Source organism: Aurantibrevibacter litoralis (assembly GCF_034651555.1).
Taxonomy (GTDB): domain Bacteria; phylum Bacteroidota; class Bacteroidia; order Flavobacteriales; family Flavobacteriaceae; genus Aurantibrevibacter; species Aurantibrevibacter litoralis.
Genome location: NZ_JAYEEQ010000024.1, coordinates 18,071 through 44,302, shown reverse-complemented (window position 1 = coordinate 44,302; position 26,232 = coordinate 18,071). Strand labels below are relative to the sequence as shown.

The 26,232-nt window shown below is 41.3% G+C and carries 18 protein-coding genes; 13 read left to right on the top strand and 5 right to left on the bottom strand.

Annotated elements, in window-relative coordinates:
* Nucleotides 1-75: 75 nt before the first annotated feature.
* Complete coding sequence (locus U1E44_RS15195) at nt 76-954, bottom strand: helix-turn-helix domain-containing protein (RefSeq protein ID WP_322931961.1); 879 nt, start codon at nt 952-954, stop codon at nt 76-78.
* Between the two features lie 1,175 nt (nt 955-2,129).
* On the opposite strand from U1E44_RS15195, the gene U1E44_RS15190 reads away from it, so the two are divergent.
* From U1E44_RS15190 to U1E44_RS15180, 3 genes are all read left to right on the top strand, one after another.
* A complete protein-coding gene (locus tag U1E44_RS15190) occupies nt 2,130-5,333 on the top strand; it encodes a SusC/RagA family TonB-linked outer membrane protein (protein ID WP_322931960.1) in 3,204 nt (1,067 codons plus the stop codon).
* Between the two features lie 5 nt (nt 5,334-5,338).
* Nucleotides 5,339-7,036 (top strand): RagB/SusD family nutrient uptake outer membrane protein, encoded by a 1,698-nt coding sequence (locus U1E44_RS15185; protein ID WP_322931959.1) that lies wholly within the window; start codon nt 5,339-5,341, stop codon nt 7,034-7,036.
* Between the two features lie 230 nt (nt 7,037-7,266).
* Complete coding sequence (locus U1E44_RS15180) at nt 7,267-10,773, top strand: VCBS repeat-containing protein (protein WP_322931958.1); 3,507 nt, start codon at nt 7,267-7,269, stop codon at nt 10,771-10,773.
* 35 nt (nt 10,774-10,808) lie between these two features.
* Here the strand turns inward: U1E44_RS15180 and U1E44_RS15175 are convergent, their stop codons facing one another.
* Together U1E44_RS15175 and U1E44_RS15170 are read right to left on the bottom strand one after the other, a co-directional pair.
* On the bottom strand, nt 10,809-12,227 hold the full coding sequence (locus U1E44_RS15175) for a sialate O-acetylesterase (protein WP_322931957.1): 1,419 nt from the start codon (nt 12,225-12,227) through the stop codon (nt 10,809-10,811).
* Between the two features lie 24 nt (nt 12,228-12,251).
* On the bottom strand, nt 12,252-12,986 hold the full coding sequence (locus U1E44_RS15170; protein WP_322931956.1) for a carboxylesterase family protein: 735 nt from the start codon (nt 12,984-12,986) through the stop codon (nt 12,252-12,254).
* Between the two features lie 270 nt (nt 12,987-13,256).
* On the opposite strand from U1E44_RS15170, the gene U1E44_RS15165 reads away from it, so the two are divergent.
* Nucleotides 13,257-14,630: a Gfo/Idh/MocA family protein gene (locus U1E44_RS15165; protein WP_322931955.1), complete on the top strand. Its 1,374-nt coding sequence runs from the start codon at nt 13,257-13,259 to the stop codon at nt 14,628-14,630.
* A 76-nt stretch (nt 14,631-14,706) separates the two neighbouring features.
* Nucleotides 14,707-15,339, top strand: coding sequence for a Crp/Fnr family transcriptional regulator (locus U1E44_RS15160; protein ID WP_322931954.1), 633 nt, complete (start codon nt 14,707-14,709; stop codon nt 15,337-15,339).
* A 117-nt stretch (nt 15,340-15,456) separates the two neighbouring features.
* On the opposite strand, the gene U1E44_RS15155 is transcribed toward U1E44_RS15160, so the two are convergent.
* Nucleotides 15,457-16,110, bottom strand: coding sequence for an OmpW/AlkL family protein (locus U1E44_RS15155; RefSeq protein ID WP_322931953.1), 654 nt, complete (start codon nt 16,108-16,110; stop codon nt 15,457-15,459).
* Nucleotides 16,111-16,360: 250 nt separating this feature from the next.
* Between U1E44_RS15155 and U1E44_RS15150 the strand changes: the two genes are divergently transcribed.
* The 4 genes from U1E44_RS15150 (at nt 16,361) to U1E44_RS15135 (ending at nt 22,830) form a co-directional block, all read left to right on the top strand.
* Nucleotides 16,361-17,677 carry a TolC family protein gene (locus U1E44_RS15150; protein ID WP_322931952.1) on the top strand — a complete coding sequence of 439 codons (1,317 nt, stop codon included), beginning with the start codon at nt 16,361-16,363 and terminating at the stop codon, nt 17,675-17,677.
* Nucleotides 17,678-17,756: 79 nt separating this feature from the next.
* Nucleotides 17,757-18,833 (top strand): efflux RND transporter periplasmic adaptor subunit, encoded by a 1,077-nt coding sequence (locus U1E44_RS15145; protein ID WP_322931951.1) that lies wholly within the window; start codon nt 17,757-17,759, stop codon nt 18,831-18,833.
* Between the two features lie 435 nt (nt 18,834-19,268).
* Nucleotides 19,269-22,484, top strand: coding sequence for an efflux RND transporter permease subunit (locus U1E44_RS15140; RefSeq protein WP_322931950.1), 3,216 nt, complete (start codon nt 19,269-19,271; stop codon nt 22,482-22,484).
* Nucleotides 22,485-22,644: 160 nt separating this feature from the next.
* Complete coding sequence (locus tag U1E44_RS15135) at nt 22,645-22,830, top strand: YgaP family membrane protein (protein ID WP_322931949.1); 186 nt, start codon at nt 22,645-22,647, stop codon at nt 22,828-22,830.
* A gap of 50 nt (nt 22,831-22,880) precedes the next feature.
* Here the strand turns inward: U1E44_RS15135 and U1E44_RS15130 are convergent, their stop codons facing one another.
* A complete protein-coding gene (locus U1E44_RS15130; RefSeq protein WP_322931948.1) occupies nt 22,881-23,648 on the bottom strand; it encodes a CDP-alcohol phosphatidyltransferase family protein in 768 nt (255 codons plus the stop codon).
* 235 nt (nt 23,649-23,883) lie between these two features.
* Between U1E44_RS15130 and U1E44_RS15125 the strand changes: the two genes are divergently transcribed.
* The 4 genes from U1E44_RS15125 (at nt 23,884) to U1E44_RS15110 (ending at nt 26,229) form a co-directional block, all read left to right on the top strand.
* A complete protein-coding gene (locus U1E44_RS15125) occupies nt 23,884-24,504 on the top strand; it encodes a Crp/Fnr family transcriptional regulator (RefSeq protein ID WP_322931962.1) in 621 nt (206 codons plus the stop codon).
* Between the two features lie 88 nt (nt 24,505-24,592).
* Nucleotides 24,593-25,033, top strand: a complete 441-nt coding sequence (locus U1E44_RS15120; RefSeq protein ID WP_322931947.1) for a thioredoxin family protein — start codon at nt 24,593-24,595, stop codon at nt 25,031-25,033.
* Between the two features lie 3 nt (nt 25,034-25,036).
* A complete protein-coding gene (locus U1E44_RS15115; protein WP_322931946.1) occupies nt 25,037-26,020 on the top strand; it encodes an FAD:protein FMN transferase in 984 nt (327 codons plus the stop codon).
* A complete protein-coding gene (locus U1E44_RS15110) occupies nt 26,017-26,229 on the top strand; it encodes a DUF4266 domain-containing protein (protein ID WP_322931945.1) in 213 nt (70 codons plus the stop codon). Before U1E44_RS15115 ends, U1E44_RS15110 begins: the two co-directional genes overlap by 4 nt.
* Nucleotides 26,230-26,232 lie beyond the last annotated feature (3 nt).

Here is a 26,232-nt window from a genome sequence, read left to right as displayed (position 1 = left end):
CAAAAAGGCAGTTCCGACCTCTCCAAAGGAGCGATAAATAGGAAACCCCGACCCAAGGGTCGGGGAATCTTTAGATTAAAGCACCCTTTTTATCCCTGAAAAATTTCTTCTGTACACCGATGGTGTTACTCCTTTTATTCGTTTAAAAATACGATTAAAATTGGCAATATTGTGGAATCCCGACTTAAAAGCAATTTCTGAAATGGTCAACTCATTTTCTGAAAGCCACCGCGCAGCATATCCAACGCGCAAATGATTCAGATATTCCACAAAAGTCTTCCCGGTACATTTCTTGATATACCGGTTAAAGGAAACACTGCTCATATTTACTAATTCAGACACTTCGGAAAGGGCAATTTTACGTTCATAGTTGGCATCTGCATAATCATGTACAAGTTGTATTTTATGATCCTTTTCTGCACTTTGTCGTTGCACCGCTAGTGTTGATAACAATCGTTGATTTCTAGAAATGGCCAAATCATACAAAATGGAAAGTAGGGATAAAAAATAATCCATTCCATCTAATTTTGAAATGCCAAACAATCTAGGAGCCATATGCTTAATGGTGTCCTGAGAAAATAAAATACCATGCACCGATCTTGCGAACATATCTTTAATCGGCTTCATTATGCCACGATTTAAGAAATTTTCATCAAATAGATTCTGATGAAATTGAACGGTAACCTCTCGTATATTCCTTTGAGTACATCTATGTTGCTCCCATACATGGTATAAATTGGGGCCGACCAAAACCAAGTCATTCGCTGTAATTTCTTCTATACTATCCCCAATAATTCGTTGCACGCCTTTAGCTCCCCAAACGAAGTTCAATTCATACTCCGGATGAAAATGAATGGGGTAATCAAAATAATCTTTAGTGCGTTCTACCACCAAAAAACAATCATGGGCAGACATCGGAATCATCTCTCGATGAAGTTTCTTTAAGATATCCATAAACAATTTACAAAAAAACGCAATTATAACATAAAATATTGATAAAATAGTATTACTCTAATACTATTTTACATTTGTACTTTTACTATCGCATAGTTCATATCCCAAGAAACCTATTGTTTATGTGGTTATTTTCATAAGAAGTAAAGTTTAAAATTACCCTAAAATACGGAATATTTTGATGCTTTTTTATCGTTTTAATAACTGCATGATGTAAAAAATTACTTTACAATGTTGATTTAGGTTTAAAATTATGTCTTTATCGTATCACAGAAAGTCTGTTTTTCATTGCATATGAGAAACCGTTGATTTATAGCTATTAAAATCTTCTTCTACTGGATGAAGTTGAGTTGAGTTGTTCCGAATTTCTTTTTTGCACCAGGCAGCATTGCAAAGAAATTAGGATTCCCATTTCGTTTATGCCAAGTAAACGAAATAAGTAGCGAAGCTGAAAAAAACACCTTTTGGCACTTAGTCATCAGGTGTTGTTTTTCAGTGATTTTTATCAACATCGTATTTGATAATCAAACTACTCCTCACGAACAAAACTGGCAACCATTTGCTCCACAAAATTAGCACTTTCTTACGATTTTGCTACCTTGTGCTTTAACCGTTCATTTTTCTTTTTATGTTAAAAAAAAACGTGTTTGTTGCTTATTATTAATGAAAGGGATTTTTAATTTCAATATGTTAATTTACATAAGCTTTAATTATCATATTACTATTTGACAAAATAATACAAGCCTTATATTGCGTAAACTACTATTTTCGCATTGGTTATATAAAAGTTAAATTTTTAACAATTCTGTATACGTTTAAAATCAACATAAAAAGAGATTGCTCAATAGAATCGTAGCCTATGCTTTTTTGCACCCTATTTGATTTACAGGTTTACACTTATAAAATAGGCCTAAACAGGTTTGTGTTTTTATACTATTATAACATACTATTTCCGCTAAGATTCTAGGAATTCCTTATAGTAAAGAGAACTATAACCTAAACAATTTAACAATAAAGTGTGATTTTTTTAATTTTTAACTTATTATTTTATGTAAATGTAGTAATATTAACCTTTATTTAAGATTTTCGTAAAACGAAAAATTTTTTCGGATATCATTTAGTATGCGTAACAAACTCAATTTTTCAATTATTAACTAACTTAACAACAAACAATTATGATTCAAAAGTGCGATTATCATTTGTTAAAACTGAAGCGATGGACACTGTCCTTCGGCATAAGGTCTTTAGCAATACTGATTTGTTTTGGGGCTCAAATGGCTTTGGCCAAGACTGATGCAGCCAATGAAAAAGTAACATCAGCCATGTTACAATCAACGATTACAGGTACTGTAACAGACCAAGACGGTGCGCCGCTTCCGGGTGCCAACGTATTAGTCCGCGGTACCACGAACGGTACACAAACCGATTTTGATGGTAATTATACCATAAATGCGGACAGCAATGCCACATTGGTATTCAGCTATGTCGGTTTTAAAAGTGTAACGGTAGCCATTGCTGGTAGAACCACTGTGAATGTTTCCATGGAAGAGGATGCCAGCCAACTTTCGGAGGTTATCGTTTTAGGGTATGCTTCGCAAACCCGAGGCGACCTAACAGGTTCCGTGGCTTCAGTAGATTTAACCGAAGCGGTAAAAGTACCCATTGTGAACGCTGCCGAAGCCTTACAAGGCAGGGTAAGTGGGGTGACCGTAGTAAGTCAGAACGCACCAGGTGCCTCGCCGGTGGTTCGTATTCGTGGATTTGGTACAGGGAACAACAACAACCCCTTATATGTAATAGACGGGGTACAGACCGATGATCCTTCCATATTGAATAGCATCAATCCCGGAGATATTGCGCAAATGAACGTCCTTAAAGATGCCGCTGCAGCCATTTATGGGGCAAGAGCTTCGAATGGGGTTATTATTGTAACCACAAAATCTGGTGGTTATAACATGGAGAAAACGAGTGTAGAGGTAGATACCTATACCGGTTTTTCCAGAGCTACCAACTTAATCGATCTTTTAAATGCCGAAGAGCAAGGTCGCGTTATTTGGGAAAGCCTTACTAACGATGGTGTTGCACTACAGCACCCACAATACGGCAACGGAGCGAACCCAGTGGTTCCTTCCCAATTACAAAATGTTCCGGTATCGGCCACAGTAAGACCAGGGGGTACCGATTGGTTAGACGCCATTTTCAGGGAAGCCGTAACAACAAGTGCATCCGTAACGGTACAAAACGGTACCGCAAAAGGCAAATCTTTAATGTCTATAGGCTATCTTAACAGACAAGGTATTCAGTTGGCTACAGGCTTTAAAAGAGGTACTGCCCGGTTTAATTCCGAATATAAGGTATCGGATAGAATCCGTATAGGACAGCATATTAACCTATCATTCTCAAATACCAGCGGAGGTGTTAGCCAAGTGCAGAGTGCCCTCCTAATGAACCCTTTGATTCCCGTAAGAGATGATGAGGGACTATTTGCAGGAACCTACAACGGTGCTGCAAACTTGGGAAATACGCGTAGCCCGGTGGCTCAATTGCTTCGAGCCGAAAATAATTTTGCCAAAAGACTTCGTGTTTTTGGTGACGTATATGCTGTGGTAGACATCATGGACGGCTTAACATTTAAAACCTCAGTCGGGGGTGACATTGAGGCGTTCAATGACCGAAGATTCCAAGCACTAGATCCGGAGCATTCAGAGCCGCTGTCTGTAAACACCTTATTTGAGCAAGATCAAGATCGATATGAGTGGGTTTGGAACAATACGCTAAACCTTAACAAAACTTTCGGCGATCATTCCATCAATGCTGTAGTCGGTATTGAAGCCTTAAAGTTTGAAAGCAAAGGAAAACAAATTACTCGTAACGACTTTTTATTCGAAACTCCGGAATTCTATCTCTTGAGCAACGGTGCCGGAGTTCCCAATGTGTCCTTTGCCTTTGACGGAGCTACCTCGCTCTTTTCGGTCTTCGGAACAGCTAACTATTCGTACAAAAGCAAATACTTATTAACCGCAACAGTGCGTCGGGATAAGTCTTCTCGTTTCCTAGGGGACAACCAAAGTGACACCTTCCCTTCTTTTAGTGGGGGTTGGGTAATTAGCCAAGAAGACTTCTTTCCGCAAGATGCCTTGGTGAGTTCCTTAAAAGTAAAAGGTTCTTGGGGACAAATGGGGAATCAAACCCTACCCGCCAACAACCCAACTATAAATATTTCCAGTTTGGGCGAACAATTGGCAAACTATTCCTTTAACGGTGCAGGAGCCATTACTACCGGGGCATTTTTAAGTCAGGTTGGAAACCCAAGTCTAAAGTGGGAAACCAGTGAAAGCATCAACTTTGGTGTTGATTTAGGCTTCTTTAATGACAAATTATTAATAAGTGCGGAATATTTTGATATCGAAACCAAAGACCTGATTTCCAGAGACAATAGTTTAATTAGTACCACGGCTATAGATGCACAAGCACCCTTAGTAAACTTAGGTTCGTTCACGAATAAAGGGTTCGATTTTAGTATTGGTTATTCTAATACTACCGCATCCGGCTGGACTTATGGTATTCAGGCCAATATTTCGCATTATGACAATGAGGTTACAGAATTAATTAGTGACTTCCAATTGGGTGACGGCGGATTTAGAGGAGGTGCCATGACTAGAACTCAAGTAGGACAACCATTGTCTTCCTTCTTTGGACGTGTGGTCGATGGTATTTTTGCTTCCGAAGCAGAAGTGGCATCAAGTCCAGACCAAGGATTTCCTTCGAACGCTGCCGGTGTGGGTCGCTTTAGATACCGAGATTTAAATGGTGATGGTGCCATCACCGATGAAGACAGAGCTTTCATAGGATCGCCTCACCCCGATTTTACCTATGGTATCAACCTAAATGTAGCCTACAAAGGGTTTGATGTTTCGGCATTTATTCAAGGCTCTCAAGGAAATGATATTTATAACTATACCAAAATTTTTACCGATTTCCCTACCTTTACTAATACAAACCGTAGTACTCGAGTATTGGATGCTTGGAGACCGGATAATTTAGGTGCCTCTATACCAAAGTTGAGCCAACAAATTACCAATAATGAAACTCAACCCAACTCCTATTTTGTGGAGGACGGTTCTTTTATGCGCTTAAAAAACCTTCAAATTGGATATGCATTGCCTGATCAAATTATAGAGAAAATGGGATTATCATTGCTGCGTTTCTACGTGCAAGGCACTAACCTGTTTACCATTACTCCATATGATGGTTTTGATCCGGAATTAGGTCCACGATTTGGAGGTGATAACTTGACTATTGGCGTAGATGATGATGTTAATGGTAACCAATATCCAACAGCCCAGATATTTACTTTAGGTCTAAACTTAAAATTCTAAAAAAAATGAAAAAGAGATTTATTTATTATGTAACCCTTTTTGTTACTGCATTTTCGTGTAGTGATGACTTTACCCAGTTGCCGGCGGTAGGAGCACTTTCCGATCAGGCACTTCAGAATGAAGTCGGAGTAGATTTATTATTAACTGGAGCCTATTCCACTTTGGATGGTATTCGCAACAACCAAAACGCAGACGAATGGACCGTAACCGGTGATAACTGGTGGCTGGATGTGATTTCCGATGACGCCCATAAGGGAAGTACCGATGGAGATCAGGCGAACTTATTTGAAATTGAACGATTTAGCTGGGAAACCGCCAACACCTACTTCTTTGGAAAATGGGTTGGCTTGTACGCCGGTGTAAACCGTGCCAATGCCGTTATTGATCTTATTTCCAAAATCACAGAAGGGGATTTTACGGCCAAAGAAGCGGAAGCCCGTTTTTTAAAGGCACATTATAATTTTGAACTTCAAAAGATTTATGGAGCTCCCGCCTTTATCTCGGTAGAAAATTACTCGAACACCGAGTTTAACCAACCCAATCCGGGACCTATTTGGGACGAAATTGAGGCAGATTTCCAATTCGCCATCAATAATCTGCCCACTACCATTAACGCCTCAGAGCCTGGTAGGGCCAATGCATGGGCTGCAAAAGCCTACCTTGGAAAGACACATTTGTACCAAGGAGAATGGGCCCAAGCACTAACCATTCTTAAAGATGTAATTGACAATGGTCCGTATGCGCTACATGCCAATTTTGTGGAAAATTTTAATGAATCTGGCGAAAACGGAGTGGAATCTATATTTGCGATTCAATTTGCAGCGGATGGTGGGTTATCCTTTAACGGTAATCGTGGTGCTACTTTAAATTTTCCGAACGGTGGCCCTATTAACTCTTGCTGTGGGTTCTACCAACCTACTCAAGATTTGGTAAACGCATTTCAAACAGATGCCAACGGCTTACCACTCTTGGATACCTTTAACCAAACCGATTTTAAGAATGACTATGGTGTTACCAGCCAAGAGCCTTTTACCCCCGACACAACCACGCCCGTAGATCCTAGATTGGATTTTACCGTAGGGAGAAGAGGTATTGATTACAATGGTTGGGGCGAAATGATTGGCAAGGATTGGATTCGCGCCGATTTTGCGGATATTTCCGGTCCTTATTTATCGACCAAAAACTTCTACCAAGCAGGCGACGATGGTAACAGAGGTACCGGTGATTGGGGTCAACAACGTGCCGGCATCAATTATAACATCATTCGTTTTGCAGATGTTCTTTTAATGGCTGCTGAAGCCGCCGTAGAAACCGGCGATTTGGCATTGGCTTTAGAATATGTAAATCGCATACGAAACCGCGCCAAAACCATGCCTAAAGTACAAGCTGTTAATGGTCCTGGCGATGCCGCCAATTATGTGATAGAACCATACGCTTCCTTTGCTGACCAAGCCTTTGCACGCAAAGCGGTGCGTTTTGAGCGACGCTTAGAACTAGGCATGGAAGGCCATCGCTTGTTCGATCTGAGAAGATGGGGAGTAGCAGAACAAGTGATCAACACTTATATTGCGAACGAGGCACGTACGATCCCGAATATCACGGCAAAGTTTTTACAATACCAATCGCGTCATGATAGGATTCCGATTCCGTTAAATGCCATCGACTTAAGTGGTGGTGTGTTACAACAGAATCCAGGGTTCTAATCCCCTAATTTTTATACAACCTAATCAACCGAAAAAAGCAGGGCAACTAATTGTCCTGCTTTTTTAATTAATGCTAGTAGACGAAAGAATACGCACTACACATTCCCCAAACACTACAAATAATAGAGAAACCAGATCATAAAATAACCAAAAAAGGTAACAAATTAGCACTTATTATCCTAGATATTAGGATGGTATTTGTGTATCTTTATTTATCTTAACATCAAACAATGATTTCACTTAACACCCCTATTTTGAATCGTTTATGTTTTATAGCACTTCTTGTATTGCTCACTAATTGCATCCAAAAAGAGGGCGCCAAAAAGTTTGAATTGCTGTCCTCCGATGAAACAGGAATACAATTTTCAAACACCATAACGGAAACTCCTGAACTTAATCCTGTTAACTACATCTATATGTATAATGGTGCCGGTATCGGCGTGGGTGATTTTGATAATGATGGATTACCCGACCTTTTTTTTTCCGGAAATCAATCACCTTCAAAGCTATATAGGAATCTAGGAAATATGACCTTTGATGATATTACTGAAAAAAGTGGAATTACAACAGACGGATGGGCGACAGGCGTTAGTGTGGTAGATATTAATGCGGATGGCTATCTGGATATCTATGTATGTATGGCCGACCGAAATGGCACAAAATCGGGTGAAAACTTATTATTTATTAATAAGGGTGATGCTACTTTTGAAGAAAAAGCCTCGTCATATGGTCTTAATGATAACGGTTACAGCACACAAGCCGTATTCTTTGATTATGACAAAGATGGCGATTTGGATGTGTATATTCTGACCAACGGTATTGAGGAATTTAATCACAATAACATCCGAAAAATTAAAAATAAAGGACAGGGTATTAGCACAGACCGACTCTACAAAAATAATGGAGATCATACCTTTACCAATGTTTCGGAAGAGGCGGGAATTGTGATAGAAGGTTATGGATTGGGAGTAAGCATTTTTGATGTTAATGGAGATTCTTGGCCCGATATTTATTGCTCCAATGATTTTATTACCAATGATTTGCTTTGGTTAAACAATGGGGATGGCACCTTTACAGAAAGCTTAAAGCGGTATTTTACGCAAACTTCCTACAATGGTATGGGTATGGATGTTGCAGATTTCAATAACGATGGCCAAGAGGATCTGGTGCAGGTAGACATGCTTCCGGAATCTAATGAGCATTTAAAAACAATGACCATGGCTATGAGCTACACCAATCAAAGCATGCGCTTTTTTCTGGATTATTTTCCGCAGTTTGTTCGTAATACTTTGCAGATGCGTACTGCAGACCATAATTTTTCGGAGATAGGACGAATGGCTGGGATACACAAAACCGATTGGAGTTGGGCACCTTTGTTTGCAGATTTAGACAACGATGGCCATAAGGATCTATTTATTAGTAATGGCTACGGCCGAGACATTACTGATCTTGACTATACCAATTATTCGGAAAGATCCAGAAAACCAATGGACAACAAAGATGCTGTGGACGAATTAGCCTATGCCAGTATGCAGCAACTCCCTCGTATAAACCTCCCCAATTATTTTTTCAAAAATTCAGGCAACCTTTCGTTTGAAAATGTTTCTAAAAATTGGACTGACGAAATACCCAGTATGTCTAACGGTGCCGTTTATGTGGATTTGGATATGGACGGAGATTTAGATCTCGTAACCAACAACATTAACGAAAAAGCGTTTATCTACAAAAACAATACTGTAGAACAAAGTCCGGAAGAGGCTCAATTTATCAAAATTGCCCTTAAGGGTCCAGAAGGCAATCGCTTCGGTATAGCTACCGAAGTAATCCTGTACCATAATGGAATGTTACAGAAAAACGCTCAACATCCCATTCGGGGATACGTGTCTTCCGTAGAGCCATTACTCCATTTTGGATTGGGAAATAATGCCCTTATAGATAGCTTACATGTCATCTGGCCCGATGGTAAAAAGCAGTCTATTAAAAATGTGAATAGCAATCAAACACTCACACTTTCATATACTGAGGCAGTGGAAATGCCTAAACAACAGCTTTCCCACAAGGATCCGTTACTAAATGATTTATCTGGTCTTACGGCAATGGTAGTTCATACCGAAAATAATTATGTCGATTTTCAGGATCAACCGCTACTTTTAAAAATGCTATCTAGAGAAGGACCAGGACTGGCTGTTGGTGATGTAGACCATGATGGCTTAGACGATTTTCTAATGACGACAGCAGTTAACGACACCACCTTTATTTGGAAACAGCATCTAGACGGTAGCTTTTCAAAGGGGGTATTTCTGCCGGAATCTTGGTTATATGAAGAATTAGGTTGCGTTTTGGCCGATTTCAATGGCGATGGGCGCTTGGATGTATATGTAGCCAGTGGCGGTAATGAATTTATTGAACGATCAGAACCATATCAGGACAGGCTGTATTACCAAGAAGCCAATGGAAGCTTCAAAAATTCCCTAAAAATTCCGAAAATAACTTCATCTTCCGGTACAGTGGTTGCAGCGGATTTTGATGGCGATGGCGATATGGACATCTTTGTAGGTGCGCGATTAGTGCCCAAAAAATACAGCGTTTCAGGAAGAAGTTATATTCTTCGGAATGACAATGGAAATTTTACAGATGTAACCTCTGAAATAGCAGAAGACTTGGAAACTATTGGTATGGTCACTTCGGCGCTTTGGACCGATTTTAACAATGATGGTAACATAGATCTGATCGTAGTGGGCGAATGGATGGAAATTAGTTTCTTCCGAAATGAAGGAAATCATTTTAAAAATGTAACGACTACAACGGGTATAAGTGGGCTTTTTGGTTTTTGGAACAGTATTTCAGGGGGTGACTTTGATTTGGATGGAGATATTGACTATATCATAGGAAATATGGGTGCCAACATGGAACTTAAAGCTTCGGCTCAAGAACCGGTTGGCGTGCTGTCAAAAGATTTTGACAACAATGGCAGTTTAGACCCCCTACTATCTTACTATATCAATGGGGTAAATTATCCTCTTGCAGCAAGAGATGCGCTTATTACTCAAATTAATGCCTTAAAGCTAAGATATCCATCGTACAAAGACTACGCACAGGTCACATTTGACCAGTTGTTGGATAAAAAAGATTTAGAAGGTACGCTGAGCAAAAAAGTAGTTATTCTAGAGTCTATTTTGATTGAAAATAGGGGTGATGGTACATTTACCTTTAAAAATTTACCTGCCGAGGCTCAAATGGCACCGGTGTATGGCAGTATTATAAAGGACATAAACAATGACACCTATCCTGATGTGTTGCTCGCAGGAAACAGAAGGGATACGGAAACATTGAGTGGATTTCTTGACGGTTCAATTGGCACCGTACTATTGGGTTCAGCAGATCTTAGCTTTACATCTTTGCAGCACAAAACAAGTGGATTTTACGCCGACGGAGATGCTCGGAGCATTGCCCACATCAGCACACCGAATCATCAAGGCTTCTTGGTGAGCAATAATAATGGCGCTTTGCAATTCTATGGCCTTAAAACCAATGGGCGTACTGTTCGTCTGCAAGCAGGTGATGTTTATGCACTAGTGGCGCTACCTAACGGCAAGACCTATAAAGAAGAATTTTATCATGGCTCCGGGTATCTCAGTCAACATTCCTTTAGTCTTAACATTCCTGAGAATGCCCAAAAAGTGACCATTTTTAATATTAGGGATGGACAGCGAATTCTAAACTTGGAAGATTTCTAAAAGCCGGATTCCCGTCGCCTTAAAAATCATTGCCTTTACAAACCAGACCTAAAACTAGATGCAGGTAGCCCTGCTGAATTAAAAAGATTTGGGATGGCGGTATTATGCCATGCAAAACGCACATGTTTAGGATGCTTCACCTCATTGGAAGAAACCCAAACTTGATCCTCTTTAAGTACGGCCTTGGCAGGAAAAAATACACCATCTTCTCCTGCAATTTCAAAATGGGTCAAGATAGGGCCTTTTGCATATAAACCCTGCGCATAGTGGAATCGCACAATGATTTTATCTTTATAAATTTCCATATCTTTAAACAAAGGGCCCGAAATCACTTTATTTTCGTTGGTTCTATACTGCTGAACTAATGCCATATTCGCCAGTCGTAAGCCTACATCTTTTTTATTTCTGGGATGAATATCGTCTACCGTACAAATATCGCTTACCACGACCATTCCTGTGTTCGGTACTTCCAGACTTCTACGTTGTGCATCGCGCACCAAAACACCTTGCTCTGGTTTATTATACGAATACGGGGCGATTTGTACAAAATAAAAAGGGAAATCGTACCCCCAAGCCGATCGCCACGCAGCGATCATTTCCGAAAATAATTTTTGATAGGTATCCGCATTTGCCGTGTTCGATTCTCCTTGATACCATAACGTTCCGGCTATCTTAAAGGAGGTAATGGGGTGAATCATGGCATTAAATAAAGTAGACGGTTTGTTAGTTACCCAAGGGTTTTCTTCAATGCGCTGCGCTGCTTCTTTTAGCGCATCATGTTCCTCAAAAACCCGAGCAGGCGTCCACACTTCTGCACTTGATGCGCCCCAAGAGGCATCAATTAAACCAATAGGAATACCCAAATCGGATTGAATTTTTCTGGCAAAAAAATAGGCAATGGCACTAAAGTCTTGCATCGTATCTGGCGTACATACTTCCCAAGTGCCCGAAAAATCATCCTGTGTCCCGTCCGATGCCCTTTTATCTACACTAAAAAAACGGATATTTGGATAATTTGCCTGTGTAATTTCATCTGCGGCATTATCGATACCGCTATTGGCACTCCACTCCATATTGGACTGTCCTGAACACAACCACACCTCTCCAATAAGTATATTTTGAAGTTTTATCTCATTGGAATTTCCTCGTACGAGCAGAAAAAAAGGACCGCCTGCCTCAGGGGTTTCTACGGCGATCTCCCATTTTGCCCCTACCGAGGTTTTAAAGGCGTATTCTTTTCCATTCCAACTTGTATAAAGGGTAATTTCCTCCCCCGGATGTCCCCAACCCCAAATCGTGACCTCCGTATTGCGCTGCAACACCATATGTTCCGAAAAAATAGAAGGTAAAGCGATTTTAGCTTCTGCACCTGCGACCGCCCATAGCCCAAAAATAAAACATAGAATGCTTCTCATGTTTAAATAGTTCGATTCTAAAAGTGATGGGGTAGCCATGAAGTCCCGTTTTTGATTTAAAAATTAAAATTCCGCACTTTCAACATCCATCCGTTTTTGCCGTACAAACCACCGATACAATTCTTCGGTGGCATAGGCCCGTTCCCATGAATTATGCCCTACTCCTTTATACATGGTAAATTGTACATTGTATCCCATTTCCTTCAACTTGGCCACCATATCTATAGATTCGGATATTGGAATAGATTCATCCTTATCGCCATGAAATACCCAAATAGGCATTTTTTTATCGATCCAGGACGCATACGGTAAGGGTGCCATACCACAAACAACTGCTAATGCCGCAAATCTATCAGGATATTGTACGGCCATCTCCCAAGCCCCCGCACCGCCTCGACTCAAACCGGTAAGGTAAATTCTGCTGGGGTCTACTCTGTTCGATGCCACAATGGTGTCTAAAAGCTGAGCAACCGCTCTTGTATTCCACCATTTCTTTTTGTCGGGGTTTTGCGGTGCCAAAATTAAAAATGGAAACTGCTTTCCCTTGGCAATTAATCCCGGGGGGCCGTTCCTCTTAACGGTTACTAAACTATCACCGGATTCTCCGCCACCGTGTAAAAAAAGTAACAAAGGAAACTTTTCATCGGGTTGGGTTTCATACTCCTCAGGATAATACAAATAGTAACTGTATGTTTCTTTGGACGTAATTTCTAACTCCCCATCAATTAATTGCGACTGTACACTACTACACCCCTGAAATAGTAGAAAACAATAAATAATTATAAAACTAAACTTCATGGAAATATTCGATCTATATTTTTTGATATTTTTCACAAGAAAATTATGCTGATCCGTTTGGGATCAAAGGTCTATATATTTACAGGAAAACTAGTTAATTTTTTTTTAAATAATCCCAGACAAGAATGAAAACACGTGTAGGCTAAAAAAAATTACCGATTCCCTAAGGGTTTTCATATATTTAACCAAACTTGATGCGCAACGCAGTATCATATAGTTACAAATAACGCTTTCAATTTTAATATCAATACTAAATTTGTACCGCTACACATGGATACCAAAATCTTCACTATTAATCGACGAAATTTCATGAAAGGAGCCACGGCTTCCTTGGTATTATCCTCTTTTGGTGCCTATGGATTGGAGTTACTCTACCGCGATAAACCCTGGCGTGTGGGCTTAATTGGCACTGGCTGGTATGGTAAAAACGATCTTTTCAGGCTGATCCAAGTAGCTCATGTAGACGTTGTTTCGCTGTGCGATGTAGATGCGAATCTGCTCTCGAAAGCCGCTGTGCTTGTAAGTCAACGTCAAAAATCGGGTAGGCAACCGAGAACGTACACCGATTACAGAAAAATGCTGGCCGAAAAAGATTTGGACATTGTACTCATTGGCACTCCGGATCATTGGCATGCCTTACAAGCCATTGAAGCTATGAAGGCCGGTGCCCATGTGTATGTACAAAAACCGATAAGTGTTGATGTACTAGAAGGTGAGGCCATGGTAGCCGCAGCCCGAAAATACCAAAGAGTGGTGCAAGTGGGCACGCAGCGAAAGAGCACGCCACACCTGATCCATGCCAAAAAAAATATTGTAGATGCGGGGCTCTTGGGTAAAATTTCCCATGTAGAAATGTGTTGTTATTACCATATGCGTGCCAATGGCAATCCGCCTGAAGAACCGGTACCCGACTTTTTAGATTACGACTTATGGACAGGACCTGCACCACTAAGACCTTATGACGGCTTACCCCATAAAAGATGGTGGCGTACCTTTAACGAGTACGGCAACGGAATTATGGGCGATATGTGTGTGCATATGTTAGATACGGTTCGTTGGATGTTGCAATTGGGCTGGCCCAATCGAATTTCCTCTACCGGAGGTATCTATGTACAAAAAGACGGAAAATCGAATATCGCCGATACCCAAACTGCCCTGTTTGAATACGAGGATCTCAATTGCGTATGGCAACACCGAAGCTGGGGTGCCCCCGCAGATCCTGAATATCCTTGGTCGTTTAAATTATTCGGGGAAAAAGGTACTTTAAGCGGCAGCACTATGCAATATGATTTTATCCCTTATGGCGATGGCAAAAAAATACATATGGATGTGGTGTATGAAAAAGAAAAATATCCTGAGGATCTTACCGAAAAGGATATCGAATTGAATGCGGCACCCGCTACCCGACTCCATATGCTCGATTTTTTGGCAGCCATTGATAAAGGTACACGTCCGGTTGCGGATATAGAAGAAGGGCATATCTCTACGGCAAGCTGTATCCTTGCCAACATGTCTATGAACACCCAAAGGCCTTTGGTCTACGACCCGAAATTAAAAATAATACCTAACGATCCGGAAGCCACACGCCTTTTACAAAGAGCATACCGAGATCCGTGGTTGCATCCCTATCTACATCAAATTTAATGAAACAAAATTATGGGTATTGCAACCTTAGTTAAACCATTAGGTATAGTCCTTTTTTCATCTTAAAATGACCATCATGATTAAAGAGCTACAGCAGACCTACGGATCTATTTTTGAAGATGCCCTTATAGCGGAAATAGTCAAAGTAGCCACGTATAAAGAAATTCCGGAAGGGTATACGCTAATGGAAATAGGACAATATATTAAAAGCATGCCCCTGCTGATCTCCGGGGCAATAAAAATTTTGAGAGAAGACAAGGATGGTAATGAACTGTTGCTTTATTATCTAGAACGCGGCGAAACCTGCTCCATGACGTTAAGCTGTTGTATGGGACAATCCAAAAGTGAAATACGTGCCATAGCAGAAACAGATACCAAAGTAATTATGGTACCCATACATAAAATGGAAGAGTGGACGGCACACTATAAATCCTGGCGTAATTTTGTTTTTTCCAGTTATCACGATCGATTAAACGAACTATTGACCACCTTGGACAGCATTGCTTTTAACAGGATGGATGAACGACTTGCAACCTATCTCAAAGAAAAAGCACGGATAAATGATGGCAAGACGCTATACAACACCCATCAGGAAATAGCCTACGATCTGCACACCTCACGAGTCGTTATTTCTAGATTGCTTAAAAAATTGGAGCAATTGGGCAAAATAGAATTGCATCGAAACCATCTTACGATTTTAGACCTTTAATGGTTACCGTGTAAAAGCCTGTCATCCGTAGCCTCCCTTGTGTTGGCTACAAACAAAGCATCCGGAAAGTAGATTCGATAGCAACTTTCCGGATCCTTTTACCTTTAGGTAATAGATCTAGAACCTATACCCTACCCCAAAACCTAGCACCAAAGGATCAATATCTACATCGGCACCTACAGTAGCTCCCAATGCAGTTGTGGCATTTACGGTAGCATCGGTATTGATAAATATCTTTTTAATATCGAGGTTCAAAAACCAGCGGTCACTTAAGTTAAAGTCCACCCCCGCCTGAAACGCAATACCCACACTATTGTCATACTCCACATCGTCTGCCACGGGACCCTCATCTGCACCGTAAAAAATGGTATAATTTAGACCTGCTCCCAAATAGGGCTTTAGCACACCCCCTGTAAAGTGATATTGCACGGTAAGTGTTGGGGGTAATAACCATACATCGCCCAATTCTATAGTCCCCGCAGCAGTATTTACCGCCTTAACATCATGATTAGAGGTAGCCAGAATAAGTTCTAAAGCCCAGTTTTTAGTAATAAAATACGTAAAGTCAAGTTCAGGAACCACAGCGGTTTCAATCGCTACATCGCCACCAATAGCTTCAATGTCGGCACTTTCATCCGGGGTAATAACCAAACCTCGTAAACGCACCTGCCATTTACTAAAATCTGTTGCCTTCGGTGAGGGATCTTGTTGCGCAAGTACTGAGAAAGGAAAAAGGGTAATAAAAATTAAACCTAAAATATACTGTTTCATAAATCATAATTTTAAAGTGAATAATGGGTCAAAATTACCTAGTAGAACTACTGATATTCATGACTTATATCATGGATTTTAAAAATCTATTTTCAGATCTGAACCATTTGATGGGGTTAATTTCGCCTGCTGAAGTTCTATCATGAAAAATTTATGGTCGTTTTAAAAACCTATTTTCTTGTTGGGTAACATAGGTTACTGACCGGCATATGTTTCCCACCCTACTTTTGCAGCATTAACTAAAAGTGTTATGAAAACAGCCCTCAGTGCCCTGCTATTCTTACAGCTACTTTATATGGGTGCCCAGTACCCCCAAAACCCGATTGCGATAACCAAGGCTGAAGTACTTGAAAAGGTAACCGAAAAGAACAATGCCATTAAAATTGCTCAAGAAAATTTTACCCAAGCAAAAGCAGATCATTCACAAACCAATGCCCTATTCCTGCCTACCATTTCGGTGGCTCATACGGGTATTAGCACCAACAATCCGGTCATGGCTTTTGGCTCTAAACTAAATCAAGGGGTGTTTTCAGAAAATGACTTCGCCATTAGCAGTCTTACTAATCCCGGTAGTATTGAAAATTTCACTACTTCGTTTCAAATCCAACAGCCACTATTCAATGTTGATGGAATCTACCAAAGAAAGGCGGCCAAAAACAAGATGGACGCCATGGCATTGCACACAGAGCGAACACGGGATTATTTGACTCTAGAAGCAGAAAAAAGCTATATGCAACTGCAATTGGCTTATAAGACCGTGCATGTTTTGGAGCGGGTATTAGAAGCAGCTAAAGCCAACCGAAAATTGGCTGACGATCAATTTACACAAGGATACCTGCAACGAGCCGACGTATTATCAATGGATGTTAGAGTAACTGAGGTACAAAGCCAGCTACAACAAGGACACAGCCACATTAAAAACACTTCAGAGTATCTGGCTTATTTAATGAATGATCAAACTAGTTCCCAGTATGTTCCGGCAGACAGTTTAAACCTTAACACCATGACGCAAGAATTGGAAGGATCATCATTGTCCGAACGTCCTGATATTAAGGCGATGCAGCTGTCCAAAGAGGCCTATGAAGCGCAGTATAGGGCAGATAAAATGGCTTTTTTACCTCGTCTTAATGCGTTTGGAAGCTATGATTTATTTGACAGGAAAGCATTTCAGGGCAGTGCTAACAGCTACGTGGTAGGCGCACAATTGACCTGGACCGTGCTCGAAGGAACAAAACGCTATGGAAAGACCAAAAAAAGCAGGTCTGAATTGGAAAAATCCAAACTCCAATATGAGCAATACCTGTCTCAGAGCCATCTGGAACTACACAAAGCCCAAAGGATATTGGACGATGCCGAAAACAAGTTACAGCTTACTGAACTTGCTGTTGAACAATCGGAGGAAGCCTTGCGCATTCGCACCAACCGCTTTGAACAAGGTCTTGAAAAAACCACCGAATTATTACAAAGTGAAAATCAATATGCCCAAAAACAACTGGAATACTTTCAAACCGTTTTTGAATACAATTTCGCGAAAGCGTATCTGGAATTTTTAACCAAAGGAGATTAAATAATTAAAAAACCTCTACCCCCTCTCCACACTTCGACTCCGCTAAGTGACCGGAGAGGGAAAGGATAAACAATAGAAAATGAAAACAACGATACTTAGCACAATAGTCCTTACCGCAGCACTTTTAAGCAGCTGTGGCAACTCAGAAAAAGAAACGGCAACAGACAGCCAAACACCCATACAGGTCAACACCAAAGCCCCGGCAGCAAGCTCAGGCAACAATCTCGGCGTGAGCGGAGAGGTCGTGGCAGTCAACAATGCCACGCTAAGCACCCGCATGATGGGTTTTGTGAACCGTGTTCACGTGACTATTGGTGACAAGGTTTCTCAAGGACAACTTTTGATTTCCATCAACAACAGCGACTTGCAAGCCAAGCGAGCACAAGTCAATGCCGGTATTAACGAAGCACAGGTAGCGTTCAACAATGCAAAAAGAGACTTTGAACGTTTTACGGCCTTGTTTGCACAAAACAGCGCTTCACAAAAGGAACTGGACGATATGACCGCCAACTATGAAATGGCCAAAGCCCGCCTCGAATCTGCCAAAGCGATGAAAGCAGAAGTAGATGCTCAGTTTGCCTACACTAACATAACCGCCCCATTTAGTGGAGTGGTAACCAACAGATTTATAGAAGCAGGCGCCATGGCCAATCCCGGTATGCCGCTTCTCGCCATCGAAGCCCCCGGCAACTTTGAAGTGCGTGCCACAGTGCCGGAAGGGACCATCAGCCATATAAAATCGGGAGCAACCGTTACAGTACATATCAATGCCATTGAAAAAACTATCTCCGGAAAAGTCACTGAAGTGAGCAGTTCCTCATCCACAACCGGCGGACAATATCCCATAAAAGTAGTTTTAGAAAAAAACGACGCTCTGAAATCAGGAATGTACGCCACGGTGCAGTTTCCGGTTACACAAAATGAAAACACCCCACAACTCGTAACCGTGCCACAGGAAGCCATTGTTACACAAGGTGACTTGCGCGGCGTCTATACTTTAAGTCAGCAAGGCACCGCCATGTTGCGCTGGTTGCGTCTGGGAAGAAACTTTGGCAACGAAGTAGAAGTGCTCTCCGGGTTGAATGCAGAAGAAGCAATTATCGTGGAAGCGGAAGGTAAACTTTACAATGGAGCGAAAGTGGAAGTACAAAATTAGAAGTTAGAAGTACGAAGTTAGAGGTGAAAAGTACGAAGTACAAAGTACAAAGTATGAAGTTAGAAGATAGAAATACGAAGAACAAAGTAAGAAGTACGAAGTACAAAGTATGAAGTTAGAAGATAGAAATACGAAGTACATAGTACAGAGTAGGAAGTAAAACCAACAACTGTCAACTGTCAACTGACAACCATCAACCGACAACCAACAACCATCAACGATTTGAAAATGTATCAATGAAACAATTTTACGGACAACGGACAACGGTCAACCATCAACCTCAACAGACAACGAAAATTGAAATACGAAGTAAAAGATGGATTAAGACTGAAACTTTTTGCTCTTAGCGAGCTTCTTTGAGGACTTTGTGTGAAATATGAAGTGTTGATTTAAACAATAAGCTTTTCGCTACAAGCGAAAACAATTTATAGAAAAATGAAAGAAGGTTTAGCCGGCAAAATTGCCAAATTATTTATAGACTCCAAGCTCACCATCCTCTTGATGGTTGTGTTTATGGTCATTGGGGTGTACAGTTCTTTTTTAATACCACGAGAAGAGGAGCCTCAGATAGACGTGCCTATGGCCGATATCTTTATCGGATATCCCGGGGCGAGTCCGCTGGAAGTGGAGTCACGGGTCATTAAACCCATCGAAAAAATGGTGTCTAACATCAAAGGGGTGGAGTATGTCTATTCCACCTCGATGCAGGAACAAGGAATGATTATCGTGCAGTTTTATGTGGGTGAAGACATCGAGCGTTCCTATGTAAAACTTTACAACGAGTTGATGAAGCATATGGACGAGATGCCGGAAGGTGTTACGCCACCACTGGTAAAAACCCGTTCTATAGACGATGTGCCTATGCTGGGTCTTACATTTTGGAGCGAAACGTATGACGATTACCAATTGCGCCAAATCGCCAATGAGGTGAACCACGAAATAAGAAAAATAACCGATGTCGCCTCCACAAACCGAATTGGAGGTCGCAGTCGAGAAATTCGCGTGGTTTTAGACAAAAACAAAATGGCTGTGGCCGGCGTAGATATGCTGGGTGTCGCCGAAAAAATAAAAGCCAACAATGTCCAAATGACCTCTGGGGCGTTTAACCGAAACGATACCGAGTTTAAAGTGAATACCGGGAGCTTTTTACAAACCCTGGATGATGTGGAAAACCTGATTGTTGGCACCGCTCAAAACCATCCTGTCTATTTAAAACAAATTGCTCATGTGCTAGACGGGCCTGAGCTTTCAAAAGAATATGTTAGTTTTGGTTATGGCCGGGCACATCCCCATCTGGCGGAAGATTTTCCGTCAGAATACCCGGCTGTGACCCTTTCTATTGCTAAACGCAAAGGCGCCGATGCGATGAAACTTTCAGATATTATTCTGGAAAAAGTAGCACACCTGCGCACTACCATCATTCCCGATGATGTTCACGTGGACGTCACCCGAAACTATGGCGAAACGGCTTCCCAAAAAGTGGGCGAACTGCTGTTGCACCTGCTCGGCGCCATTATTGCAGTAACCATCGTTGTGATGCTGGCAATGGGCTGGCGTGGCGGACTGGTCGTTTTTCTTTCAGTGCCCGTGACCTTTGCGTTGACGTTGCTAAGTTACTATTTACTGGACTATACGCTCAACAGAATTACTTTGTTTGCCTTGGTATTTGTTACCGGTATTGTGGTGGACGATTCTATCATCATAGCCGAAAATATGCACCGCCACTTTAAGATGAAACGCCTGCCGTTTAAACAGGCCGCCCTCTACGCCATCAACGAAGTGGGGAACCCAACCATATTAGCTACTTTTACGGTCATAGCTTCCGTATTACCGATGGCGTTTGTTAGCGGATTGATGGGACCTTATATGAGTCCGATGCCGATTGGCGCTTCCATTGCAATGATTCTTTCTTTGATTGTCGCCCTAACCATCACACCTTATCTGGGTTATATTTTCTTACGCGAAAAAGATAAAAAGAACGCGGATGGCGAAGTGGAAAAACCCATCGAAATTGAAGACACCCGCATCTATAAAATCTACAGCAGGTTTGAACGACCCTTACTGGACAACCCCTTTAAGCGCTGGGTGGCACTGGGGATTACAACGCTATTGCTTTTGGGTTCTGTAGCGATGTTCTTTACGGAATCTGTTTTGGTAAAAATGTTGCCGTTTGATAACAAAAACGAGTTTCAGGTGGTCATCGATATGCCCGAAGGCACTACGCTGGAGCGCACTAATGTAGTCACTCAGGAAATTGCCCAATACCTTTCCGGCAGAACCGAAGTGGTGAACTATCAAGCCTATGTGGGTACTTCGGCACCCATAACGTTCAATGGTCTGGTGCGTCATTACGATTTAAGAGGCGCTTCCAACACGGCGGATATTCAGGTAAACATTAAAGACAAAAGCGACCGAAAACTGCAAAGTCACGACATCGCCAAATTGCTGCGTCCCGATATTCAGAAAATTGCATCAAAATATGGCGCCAACGTCAAGCTGGTAGAAGTCCCACCGGGACCCCCCGTGTTGAGTACCATTGTGGCGGAGATTTACGGGCCTGATTACGAAGAGCAAATACGCGTGGCAGATTCCGTACAAAGCATTTTACACAACACTACCGATGTGGTGGACATTGACTGGATGGTGGAAGCAGACCAAACCGAATTTGTCTATGATATCGACCGTGAAAAAGCGATGCGTTACGGAATTGCCCCACAACAAATTGTTCACACCTTAAATATGGCTTTGGGCGACCGTGCCGTCACCCATTTGTATGACGAAAACGCCACTGAGCGTGTGGGCATCCTGCTGGCACTGGACGAACAAGAAAAGGCCAGCCCCGAAGCCATTGCACAGATTGAAATTGCTTCCCAACAAGGGACTATGGTTTCTGTGGGCGACTTGGTAAGTATTAACGAAAGTACCGTTCCGAAAAGCATTTACCGCAAAAATCAAAAGCGTGTGGTCTATGTCCTTGCCGATATGGCGGGCACATTGGAAAGCCCCGTGTATGCCATTTTGGGAATGGAAGAAAAATTAAAGCAAATTCCGTTACCGGAAGGGTACTCGATGAATGAACTTTATATGGGTCAGCCCTTTCACGAAGATGATTATACCGTAAAATGGGACGGTGAATGGCAAATTACCCTCGAAGTCTTCCGCGATTTAGGGATTGCCTTTCTGGGGGTGATTGTGATTATCTATATGCTCATTGTGGGCTGGTTTCAAAACTTTAAAGCTCCTGTGGTGATGATGGTTGCCATTCCGTTATCGATGATAGGCATTGTAATTGGCCATTGGTTGTTGGGCGCTTTCTTTACCGCTACTTCCTTTATTGGGATGATTGCTTTGGCAGGAATTATGGTGCGAAACTCCGTCCTGCTCATTGACTTTGTCAACCTACGACTGGAAGATGGCATTCCCCTAAAGCAAGCCATTCTGGAAGCCGGAGCCGTGCGTACCACACCTATTCTGCTCACCGCAGGAACGGTTGTAATCGGTGCCTTTGTCATCCTGTTTGACCCCATTTTTCAGGGACTGGCGATCTCACTAATGGGCGGAACAATTGGTTCAACCTTTCTCACGCTATTGGTCGTGCCGCTGGTGTATTATCTGATTATGCGGAAGCAGTATCCGGAACAAGAAACATAAGCCCCAATCGCTTCTAAAAATAGGAAACAACGTCTAACTTAAATTAAAAACAGGTATATAAAAACAGATAAAATGAGCCATGCCATGAAAGGTGATACCAACCGAAGATATGGATCGGCAAAGTCTATCTGACATTTAAAAACCAAATAAAAATTAACAGATGAAAAACAGAATAGTTCGCGGCATTGCAGGAAGTTTTATACTTATTAGTCTTGCATTATCCATTTACGTACATCAAAATTGGTTGTGGTTTACCGCCTTTGTAGGCGCCAATCTGCTTCAATCATCGATGACAAAATGGTGTCTTATGGATACTCTATTAGGAAAATTGGGGATAAAGGATTAACCGTATAAAAGTTCAAAATTTCTTATTGTACGTCTCTTATACCAAGCACATTAGGCATTTATAATCCTGCGAAGGGCAATAAACACAAAGATGAATACTGAGTAACCGATGAAAAAAGGAATTATAAATTCTTTGAGATTTAAAACAAGCATAAGTGCAATAATAAGCAATTGAAAGCCCAACCCAAAGGTAGACACAAAAGTCATAAACCAATTGGGCAGGTATCGGCTATGCACTGCTTTTTTATCAAAAAAATAAATAATTTTATCAAACAGCCCATAAAACAAGCTGTACAGGCCGTAGAGTATGTTTACATGTCGCTGCTTTTCCCCTTTCATTGCTTGGGGAACACCTGTTTCAAAAATGCGACTTGTGGTATCACCATTGTATTTATTTCGGAGAATTACATAATAAAAATTATACAAAGTGCCTTGCAGTTGAAGTCCAAAAAAGGCAATTAAGGTATAGAGCAAAGAGCCATCTGTAACGGATAAAATGGTTAAGAGAATACATAAATTCAGTACAATGTCGGCCACGGAGTCTAGATAACGTCCCGTGTACGAAGGGGTGTTTTTAATGCGTGCCAATTCGCCATCGGCAGCATCCAAAATCGATTTTAACAATAGAAAAAAAGCAGTGGCACCATATTGACCGTATAAAATACATACCATAGCGAGTATCCCAGAAACAACAAAACTCAGAGTGAGATGTATGGGCGTAAAGGCCGTGTTTTTAAGGGTGTTGGCAATATATTTGGCGATGGGTCTTCCGTAATCGGAGAGGTCCAAAAATTGATGTTGTACTGGAAGTTTTGACATGCTGAACCAATTTCCAAACCCACCAACAACAAGAACGACAACACGCTAGCCTGTTTGGCACTTTTGAAAATCAATGTAAATATAATGTTAATTGCAGTAAAACTCAAATCAGGCCATAAAACCATTTTAAATCTTATTTTTGAGTTTTCAATACCTCAATAATGACTCCCAGCTTCCCGTATCATAAATTCAATTTTGAAAACGAACGCTTGTTAGACGGACTTCCGGCGCCACTATCCCTTCAAATAAAAAAAACCGTCAGCATTTATCCTTTAAAGAGGGTGCCGTTATTTTTAACGAGGGCGATAGCCCTGAAGGTATTTTTCAGGTAAAAAGAGGTCTTATAAAGAAGATAACACAAACCAACTTTAGGTTAGATCATCTTTTTTACTTGTGTAAAGCCGGAGAATACTTTGGCCATCACGCCCTGTTGAGCAACGAAATCCATAACGATACCGCCATAGCCCTAACCGCCTGTGACCTCATTTTTATTCCAAAAGTAGATTTTCTTTTGGCGCTAGACAACTCGCAATTACTAACGCATCGTTTACTTAAAAGTTTGGGGCACGAATTTAATGTGTTCATCACCTATTCTAAAATATTGGCAAAACATACGGTGCGGGAGCGTGTGGCTATTTTTACGTTGGTGCTAAATGAAAAATTCAAAACAAACACCTCCGAACCTTCAGGCATACATTTTTCTAGAGACGATTTTGCCAGTATTGTGGGCACCACAAAAGAATCTGTGGTACGAATGCTTCACGACTTTAAGGAAGAAGGCCTCATAACTGTTGAAGGACGGAGTATTTATGTAAAGGATGCTGTAGGCTTATTAAAAATCACCAATCTTTACTAAAAAGGTTGATCTCCTGCAAAAACGTTGATTTTTATCAACTTTAGTAATGAAACTGGTATCCTTGCGTTACTAATATAAAAAGCAAGCTATGCTCGTACGATTTTTAATGATGATTTGCTTCCTATTTGTATCCTTAGGAATAACAGCACAAAATTGGAAAACTAACTTTACGCAAGCCCAACAACAAGCCGCTTCCGAAAATAAAAAACTCATCTTAGTGTTTCAAGGATCCGATTGGTGTGCGCCTTGTATCAAACTTAATAAAGAAGTGTGGAGCACCGACGAATTTACGACCTATGCCCGAAAAAATTATATTATGGTACAGGCCGATTTTCCTCGTAAAAAACAAAATGCACTGCCCGAAGAACAAGTAAAAGCCAACGCCCAACTGGCCGAAACCTATAACAAAAACGGTATATTCCCTTTTGTTGTTATCCTAGATAGCCAAGGCAAAGTACTCGGAGGCACCAGTTATAAAAAAATGCCTCCTAAGGAATATATTGCGCTGCTTGAATCTTTTAAATCCTAGTACTTGAAAAATACGATCACCACACTATTACTGCTTTGGTTCACTATTACCATAAATGCCCAACAGCCTTTCAAACGGGTGTTAAAATTGATGGGAAGCAGGTTCGATATTACCGTGGTGGCGACTACTAAAGCAGAAGCAGATTCGTATATAGACAGTGCCGTAGCCGAAATAACCAGAATAGAACGGTTGATTTCCTCTTGGGACGAAAAATCGCAAACCTCTGAAATTAATAGAAATGCAGGTCTAAAACCGGTAAAAGTTGACAAGGAGTTATTCGATTTGATAGCGCGTTCCATCGGAATTTCGAGACTTACCGATGGCGCTTTCGATATCAGCTATGCCTCTATGGATCGAATATGGAAATACGATGGAAGTATGACCGAAATGCCCTCAGAAGAAGCTCTAAAAGCATCTGTTCAAAAAGTAGGCTACAAAAATATTGTCATGGACGCCACCCAGAGTACGGTATTTTTAAAACTGCAAGGAATGAAAATAGGTTTTGGTGCCATCGGCAAAGGATATGCTGCGGACAAGGCCAAAGCCCTACTCATGGCAAAAGGAGTTTCGGCCGGCATTATCAATGCGTCAGGAGATATGAATACTTGGGGAAAACAACCCAATGGCGAGGCATGGAAAGTAGCTATTACCAATCCGATGGATAAGACTAAATCGTACGGCTTGTTCCCAATTTCAAACAGTGCGGTGGTTACTTCGGGAGACTACGAAAAATTCGTCTCTTTTAACGGTAAAAGATATTCCCATATCATTGATCCCAGAACAGGCTATCCGGCCAGCGGAATTCTAAGTGTAACTGTTTTTGCACCTAGTGCAGAACTGGCAGATGCCTTGGCCACTTCAGTGTTTGTAATGGGCCAAGAAATCGGCATCAATAGATTAGAACAATTACCGCAAGTAGAGTGCATTATTGTAGATGAACATGGTGCTCTTTTTACATCAAAAAATATTAAAATTCAAAAGCTATGATAAAAAAAATCCTTGTATTGTGTGCTATTGCATCTAGTTTACAATCCTGTTTGGCTGTAAAAGAATACGAAAAAGTAAACCTTAACGATCCCGATATGGTATTGTCAGACAAACTATCGGATAGAAACATAAGTACCTTTCATTCGTATCGCGAGGCAGCCTCCGGAGGAAACGGTGGCAAAACCGGGGGCGGCTGTGGCTGTAATTAAATT

Coding starts and splice junctions, on each gene's coding strand:
- U1E44_RS15195 (WP_322931961.1), bottom strand. CDS start 954: ATGGATATCTTAAAGAAACTTCATCGAGAGATGATTCCGATGTCTGCC.
- U1E44_RS15190 (WP_322931960.1), top strand. CDS start 2,130: ATGATTCAAAAGTGCGATTATCATTTGTTAAAACTGAAGCGATGGACA.
- U1E44_RS15185 (WP_322931959.1), top strand. CDS start 5,339: ATGAAAAAGAGATTTATTTATTATGTAACCCTTTTTGTTACTGCATTT.
- U1E44_RS15180 (WP_322931958.1), top strand. CDS start 7,267: ATGATTTCACTTAACACCCCTATTTTGAATCGTTTATGTTTTATAGCA.
- U1E44_RS15175 (WP_322931957.1), bottom strand. CDS start 12,227: ATGGCTACCCCATCACTTTTAGAATCGAACTATTTAAACATGAGAAGC.
- U1E44_RS15170 (WP_322931956.1), bottom strand. CDS start 12,986: ATGAAGTTTAGTTTTATAATTATTTATTGTTTTCTACTATTTCAGGGG.
- U1E44_RS15165 (WP_322931955.1), top strand. CDS start 13,257: ATGGATACCAAAATCTTCACTATTAATCGACGAAATTTCATGAAAGGA.
- U1E44_RS15160 (WP_322931954.1), top strand. CDS start 14,707: ATGATTAAAGAGCTACAGCAGACCTACGGATCTATTTTTGAAGATGCC.
- U1E44_RS15155 (WP_322931953.1), bottom strand. CDS start 16,110: ATGAAACAGTATATTTTAGGTTTAATTTTTATTACCCTTTTTCCTTTC.
- U1E44_RS15150 (WP_322931952.1), top strand. CDS start 16,361: ATGAAAACAGCCCTCAGTGCCCTGCTATTCTTACAGCTACTTTATATG.
- U1E44_RS15145 (WP_322931951.1), top strand. CDS start 17,757: ATGAAAACAACGATACTTAGCACAATAGTCCTTACCGCAGCACTTTTA.
- U1E44_RS15140 (WP_322931950.1), top strand. CDS start 19,269: ATGAAAGAAGGTTTAGCCGGCAAAATTGCCAAATTATTTATAGACTCC.
- U1E44_RS15135 (WP_322931949.1), top strand. CDS start 22,645: ATGAAAAACAGAATAGTTCGCGGCATTGCAGGAAGTTTTATACTTATT.
- U1E44_RS15130 (WP_322931948.1), bottom strand. CDS start 23,648: ATGTCAAAACTTCCAGTACAACATCAATTTTTGGACCTCTCCGATTAC.
- U1E44_RS15120 (WP_322931947.1), top strand. CDS start 24,593: ATGCTCGTACGATTTTTAATGATGATTTGCTTCCTATTTGTATCCTTA.
- U1E44_RS15110 (WP_322931945.1), top strand. CDS start 26,017: ATGATAAAAAAAATCCTTGTATTGTGTGCTATTGCATCTAGTTTACAA.